Here is a 6,365-nt window from a genome sequence, read left to right as displayed (position 1 = left end):
TCTGGAGGCACTTACGCTGCCCGATTCGCGCAGCCAACGCCGCGCCAGGTTGGCGTTGATGCCGTGTGCCAGCGCGACCGCGGCAATTGAGGCACCGGGCTGTCGGCAGGCGTCCACCACCTGCCGCTTGAAATCAACGCTATGGAAGCGCCGGGTACGCTTGGGAGATGAGTCCATGAAAGTGTCCACTAAAAACTGAAGTGGACACTATCTTGCGCAATCCATCGGGCGCCTTACAGATGGGATTACCGGACGGATACGATTGAAACGTGGCGATGCAGATACTTCCATACTGGACGGAAGGGACGGCTAGCATCGATGTGACAACGCCAAATCCATTTTCCACGGCGCGAGGGAAAATGGCGGATTAAGGGGGCCGGTTGTGGATCATGAACGATGACAAAATCGGCCTCGTTCAGCAGATCCCGCAGGCGTTCCGCGTTGGCGGCATTAGTATCTTCATAGAGCGCGAGTAAGCGGGGGTGGATCGATGCTCGCGACCCCTGCAATGCATTGTGCATGGCCTTGGTACAGTCGAAGAACATACCTTCGCCAGTAATGACTTCCCACTGGACATCTAATCCCAGAGCCTTTGAGAGCGGCACCAATTTACTGAGGATTTCCGCAACACCACCGCCGATTCGAGTAGAGTTAATATGGACCACTTTACGGTTACTCAGCAGACTAGCCAGCTGCTGCAAATGGTCAACAACATCGTTACCTGCAATGGCAGCATAATCCTCAAGGAGTGACATCAGACACCATCCAAAAGACAGTCGGTCAAGGTCGCGGCGAGGCGAAGCCTCAAATCAATCAGACTACCGAAATAAGGGTCAATGTTGGCAAGGCGTTGGAGCAAATCTGCATAACAATCCCCGTATACACCCAGCCATTCGCTGAAATCGTCGGACCCTGTTGGCGAACGCCTGCGAGCGTCGATAAAGTGGTAGAAGATGCTGCCAGTGGACAAGGTCGGCATGATTCGAGCCAATGCCTTTGGCGTATCAATACAAGCTCGGGGGTCGAAAACGACAGTCTGAGTGCGAATAAATTCGAAAGGGTTAATCGCCACCAACCAAGGGAGTCGCTCGCTTTCATCTAAGCGCTCATCGATAATATCGAGCAGCACCTGGCGTAGATCCTCGATCGCATCAAATTCTGTCGGGTTTACCAATGCAAGTCGTTCCGCCAATACCTCGTCATGCAGTCCATGGTGGACCCACGCTGCAAAATCATTGCTGTATTCGCGCTCCTCAAAGCGCGGCTCGAGTAAACCAGCCCAGAAATGGTGATAAATACTTGCCGGAGGGACATGTTGCACGCCATCCCGCAGTTCGTTCAGCGTCATTGCTCGAACCCCAGTGGCAATCGCGATAAGCGCACAGTCGCGCAGAGGGAAATTTCCGTTTTCAGCCGTTACCGTCTCTTTTGAGTGCAAGTCAGATAGCATCGAAAATTCCTAACTTAACGGCGCTAATTCCCAGCCGGCCCAAGGTATGAGCTCGCAGGCCTTTGAACTGCAAAAATTTGCACGAGTTGGAAATGGGCTGACAACCCGTTAAAACAATCATGTGCGCGGTGGCGGCGACTGGCTATCCTTAGAAATCTTTAGGTGATCATGCCTATAGGCAAGCTGGATAATCTAATTGACACTGCCACTATCCCTTGTCAGCAATGTACACGTCATTCCCGGCGGTCTTATGCGATAGCCGTGAAGCGTCCACTAAGTACCTGGCTGAGACATTCGCATACCGTCGTGTCCTGTGCGTTAGGTCTGATTGAACAGCGCGATTGCACTCAACTCCTGACGGAGGTTGGTTCGATGAAGTCGAAAAAGTCCTTAGGGTCGATGGTCGTTGCGCTCACATTGTGCTTGAGCACTACCAGCATTTCCGCTCAGACTGCCGCCCATAAACTTGGTCGAGGCTTGGCCGCAATGACCTGCGGGGTTATGGAGTTACCGGGTACCATGATTTCAGAGACGCGGGAGAAAGGCGCGCTGGGTCTACCTGTGGGCCTTGCTCTCGGACTCGGCAGGATCGTCACGCGAGAACTGGTGGGAGTCTACGAATTCCTGACTGCTCCGTTCCCAGTGCCCACCGGTTTCGCGCCAATACTCAAGCCCGAATATCCATGGGACTACTTTCGCTAATCCCTGAGCGAGCATGGCAATTGCCGCTAATCGGAAGCTCCATTTCAGCGCCAGATAGCCATAGCCTGTCAATCAGCGCGCAATACTTTCCAGCGTCAGCATCGGACAGTTTCCAGGCTCTTTCCTACTAATTCGGCAGAATTAGAACGTTGTATGCAATAAGACTGGCAATTGCCACGCTGAATGGCGGAAAAGCGGCGACGCGGTATTGCAGCCTGAACACTCGTACGTGCAAACCGGACGATTGCGGGCAGGTCCTTTGAGAAAGTTGCTGATGCTGATGAGTCTTACCTGGCCGGCCATGCAGACAGAATTTTGGAGGAAATGGTTTCAGAAGCGCCCGCCCCGCGGGCCAATCAGGAGTTAGGGGGGTGCTCGGGCACACAGTACAAAGGTTCACCGCCTGCCCCGTTATTGGCAGTACCGAATCCGTCCGGTGATGGCGACAACAATTTCCCTTTTCTCGCTGCGAGAAGGTACCCGATAGGATCGGACAAGGAAGAGGCAACTACGAATTGTATCTTCAGTTTTCCGGTGACCTAATTTCGGCGAATTTCTGATCGGCCGCTTCATTTGCATAAACTAAAATTATCAGGAGCCTTGGTCATTAAGTCTAGTGGTTAAATACTAAATATTAAGACTATGAGGGATTGCCATGAAGCGACTAAAGATAGCACTTATACTATACTGCGTCTTGTTAATCCATCCAGCCTCGGCAGACGTTGCACTTGTCACACCGCAAGTCCAAGGAGGAATCGAGTTTGTAACTGGCGGCGTTGACGTGGAAGAATATAAAGCGATGCGAGCGATTCAAGGCAACTATAACTTGCATCTGCTGTTCGCGGCAAATGGCACAGGAGAGTATCTCGCTGACGTGATGGTTAAAATCATGACTTCAAGCGGCAAAACCATACTTGATACGGTCTCTGAGGGCGCCTACCTTTATGCCAAGCTGCCCCCAGGCCACTACAGTCTCATTGCGGATAGCGACGGCCATGTGATTAAGAAAACTATATCAGTATCGAACAAACACGGGGTATTGGTGCCCTTATATTTTCCACAGAAGAAGGGAGATTGAGGGTTTCTCATCAAGCAGATTAACCACCTTTTCCGGCTTAACGTAAATTTGGTAAGGCATTGCCAAGCTTTGCCCTAGGACTCGCTCAAAACGGAGAAAAAATTGATCGCTACCCAAGCCTAAATTGATGCTATTACTGTACTGTGGGAGGTTGTCATGGACCGTTTAGTATTTCGTTCCATACTTGGATGACTAGCTCTTGCCACCGTGTTTGTTCTGGCGGGTTGGACACAAGCTTTGGTCAAGGATGACACTCGCCGCGACACTGTCAGCACGGCGCCCTGCCCCGGAACTGAGTGGGCCGACGATTCTTCTAAGGCCTTTCTGCCTGTTCCCGTCTTGGCGTTCCTTCTACCACACACTGACATTAATGACATCAAAGCTGACAATTACCTTAAGCGGTGTGGCGATACCACTAAGTTGATCAACCGAGAAGCCGACGTCGGGTGCGTGGCAGGTGTTTCCGGCGCATTAACGCGGATAGTAACACTCGGCATTTGGCAATGGTGCCCGTCTCGCATTTCCTGGACAACGGATGTGCAGTCGTAGACGGAATCAGTGAACAGTCTTGTCTCGTTATTTATCAATCGCTGGATTACTCATTTTCAATCCTGGAGATGAGCCTTGGACAGAGATAAGCAAAAACATTAAATATGAGCTCGCGATGCTAAGCAACATGGTATATAGGATTTGGCGGTATATTCATGATTGACCGTATAACGACGGTGTGGCCCGGAAAGCCTTATCCACTTGGCGCTACGTGGGAAGGAAAGGGTGTCAATTTTGCCCTCTTCTCGGAGCATGCCGGAAAAGTGGAACTCTGTTTGTTCGATGACAAGGGACGTCGCGAAATCCAGCGAATTCAGCTCCGGGAGCAGACCGACCAAGTATGGCATTGTTTTCTGCCTGAAGCGCGCCCGGGCTGGCTATACGGTTACCGTGTTTACGGCGCTTACGAACCGGCTCTGGGGGGGCGTTTCAATCCCCATAAATTGCTCTTCGATCCGTATGCAAAGGCAATCGTTGGTTCATTACGATGGAATGACACACTGTTCGGATATAAGGTGGGCAATAAGAAGGCGGATTTGTCGTTCGACCACCGAGACAGCGCTTCAAGCATGCCTAAATGCCAGATAATTAATCCGGCTTTCTCCTGGGAATACGATCGGCCACCGCAAATCCCCTGGCACGATACCATCATTTACGAACTGCACGCAAAAGGCTTCACACAGTGTCACCCGAAAGTTCCGCCTGCACTGCGCGGAACCTATGCCGGACTAGCGACAGAGCCGGTAATTTCGCACCTGTCCAAACTCGGTATAACGGCAGTGGAACTCATGCCGATACATTCGTTCATTAACGACCGCCATCTGGTGGAAAGGGGACTTTGCAATTATTGGGGTTATAACTCGATCGGATTTTTTGCGCCGGCAGGGCGTTATGCTTATAGCGAACCCGTGAATGAATTCAAAACGCTGGTCAAAACCCTGCACCGCGCCGGCATTGAGGTAATACTTGATGTGGTATACAACCATACCGGCGAAGGTAATCAACTTGGGCCGACTTTGTGTTTTCGCGGCATCGATAATCAGGCCTACTATCGTCTGAATCAGGACGACCCACGCCATTACATGGACTATACCGGTTGCGGGAATACCCTCAACATGACGCATCCGCGCGTACTGCAGCTGATTATGGATAGCCTGCGCTACTGGGTGCTGGATATGCACGTCGATGGCTTCCGCTTCGATCTCGCTTCGTCACTCGCCCGGGAGTTACATGAAGTCGATCGCCTCAGCGCCTTTTTCGACATCCTTCGCCAAGACCCCGTGCTATCACAGGTCAAGCTGATCGCCGAGCCCTGGGATTTGGGAGAAGGCGGTTACCAGGTTGGAAATTTCCCGGTTGGCTGGGTCGAATGGAATGATAGATATCGCGATGGGGTTCGCGCTTACTGGAAAGGGGAAGGTGGACTGATCGGCGATCTGGCCTACCGCATTACCGGTTCCAGCGATCTTTATGGAGGCAATGGCCGCAGGCCCTACTGCAGCATCAACTTCGCCACCGCGCACGACGGTTTCACGTTGCACGATCTGGTGAGCTACAACGAGAAACACAATGAAGCCAATCTTGAAGAGAATCGCGACGGTTCCAACAACGCCTTCTCCTGGAACTGCGGAGCAGAGGGCCCTACCGACGACCCCGGCGTTCGACAATTGCGCTCAAGGCAAAAGCGTAACCTACTGAGCACGCTGCTGCTTTCACAAGGAGTGCCGATGCTGCTGGCTGGGGACGAGATGGGGCGCAGCCAGCAGGGCAATAACAACGCCTATTGCCAGGATAATGAGATCAGTTGGATAAACTGGGATTTGCAGCCTGAAGACCACGAACTGCTGACCTTTGTGCGTCAATTGGTGTGTCTGCGAAAACAGCATCCGGTTTTTCGCCGGCAGCATTTTTTCTCGGGCCGTCCCATCAAGGGCATTGGAATCAAAGACATCATCTGGCTCAATCCGGATGGCGAAGAAATGAGCGAAGAGGAATGGAGCCAATCCTTTGCGCGCTGTTTAGGAGTCTACCTAGCGGGCGAGGCGATTAATGAACGGGATGAACGCGATCAACCCCTTCTTGACGATAATTTTCTGCTGCTTCTAAATGCGCATGACAGAGAGATTCAGTTCCTTCTTCCGAATTATCGAGCGGATAGACACTGGCGGATTATGCTGGATACCGCCGAGGAGGAAGCCCAGGCTTGCACATACTCTTCCGGAGAGAATTATCTCGTCAAGAGCCGTTCCTTGACATTGTTCACCCAAGAACCATGAACCGACATTTATTCATGGCTTTTCCCGCCTGTTGTTCACATTTTCTTTGACGACGGACAGTTTAACGCAGGTTCCAATACTCCAATCTCCTTCCAAAAGATTGGCTACGAGAATACCGCTCTTCTTCAGTGCGACAGCGCAGCGCTTATAGAAGTTCTGGCTGCACAAACGAGAAGGGAGGCGCTCACCATCGAAACCGTCCAGAAAAATCGCATCAAAGCGATCGCGACAGGTAGCGATATAGTCCGCTCCGTCCGCGTGAACGATTTCGAAGCGGTCGTCATCACACGGTAAGCCCCGGAAGTAGTGT

The 6,365-nt window shown here is 51.9% G+C and carries 7 protein-coding genes; 3 read left to right on the top strand and 4 right to left on the bottom strand.

Annotated features, from left to right (window positions below):
- The 3 genes from EK23_RS24780 to EK23_RS19930 all read right to left on the bottom strand — a co-directional run.
- Positions 1–177, bottom strand: a 177-nt coding sequence (locus EK23_RS24780) for a transposase (RefSeq protein WP_045227166.1), incomplete at its 3' end; no start/stop codon positions are given.
- A 68-nt stretch (positions 178–245) separates the two neighbouring features.
- Positions 246–755 (bottom strand): glycosyltransferase family protein, encoded by a 510-nt coding sequence (locus tag EK23_RS23510; protein ID WP_145998756.1) that lies wholly within the window; start codon positions 753–755, stop codon positions 246–248.
- Entirely contained in the window at positions 755–1,450 is a 696-nt protein-coding gene (locus tag EK23_RS19930; protein WP_045227162.1) for a DUF5752 family protein, read from the bottom strand. Before EK23_RS19930 ends, EK23_RS23510 begins: the two co-directional genes overlap by 1 nt.
- Positions 1,451–1,618: 168 nt before the next feature.
- Between EK23_RS19930 and EK23_RS24630 the strand changes: the two genes are divergently transcribed.
- The 3 genes from EK23_RS24630 to glgX all read left to right on the top strand — a co-directional run bounded on the left by EK23_RS24630 (position 1,619) and on the right by glgX (position 6,055).
- Positions 1,619–2,152, top strand: a complete 534-nt coding sequence (locus EK23_RS24630) for an exosortase system-associated protein, TIGR04073 family (protein ID WP_327037076.1) — start codon at positions 1,619–1,621, stop codon at positions 2,150–2,152.
- 655 nt (positions 2,153–2,807) lie between these two features.
- On the top strand, positions 2,808–3,230 hold the full coding sequence (locus EK23_RS19920; RefSeq protein ID WP_045227160.1) for an RgsD C-terminal domain-containing protein: 423 nt from the start codon (positions 2,808–2,810) through the stop codon (positions 3,228–3,230).
- A gap of 704 nt (positions 3,231–3,934) precedes the next feature.
- Complete coding sequence (glgX, locus tag EK23_RS19915; RefSeq protein ID WP_045227159.1) at positions 3,935–6,055, top strand: glycogen debranching protein GlgX; 2,121 nt, start codon at positions 3,935–3,937, stop codon at positions 6,053–6,055.
- Between the two features lie 12 nt (positions 6,056–6,067).
- Here glgX and EK23_RS24775 read toward each other — a convergent pair whose 3' ends face one another.
- A complete protein-coding gene (locus tag EK23_RS24775; RefSeq protein ID WP_145998757.1) occupies positions 6,068–6,322 on the bottom strand; it encodes a class I SAM-dependent methyltransferase in 255 nt (84 codons plus the stop codon).
- Between the last annotated feature and the right edge of the window lie 43 nt (positions 6,323–6,365).

This window comes from Methyloterricola oryzae, assembly GCF_000934725.1.
In the GTDB taxonomy this organism is placed as follows: domain Bacteria; phylum Pseudomonadota; class Gammaproteobacteria; order Methylococcales; family Methylococcaceae; genus Methyloterricola; species Methyloterricola oryzae.
This window is presented reverse-complemented; position numbering and strand designations above follow the sequence as displayed.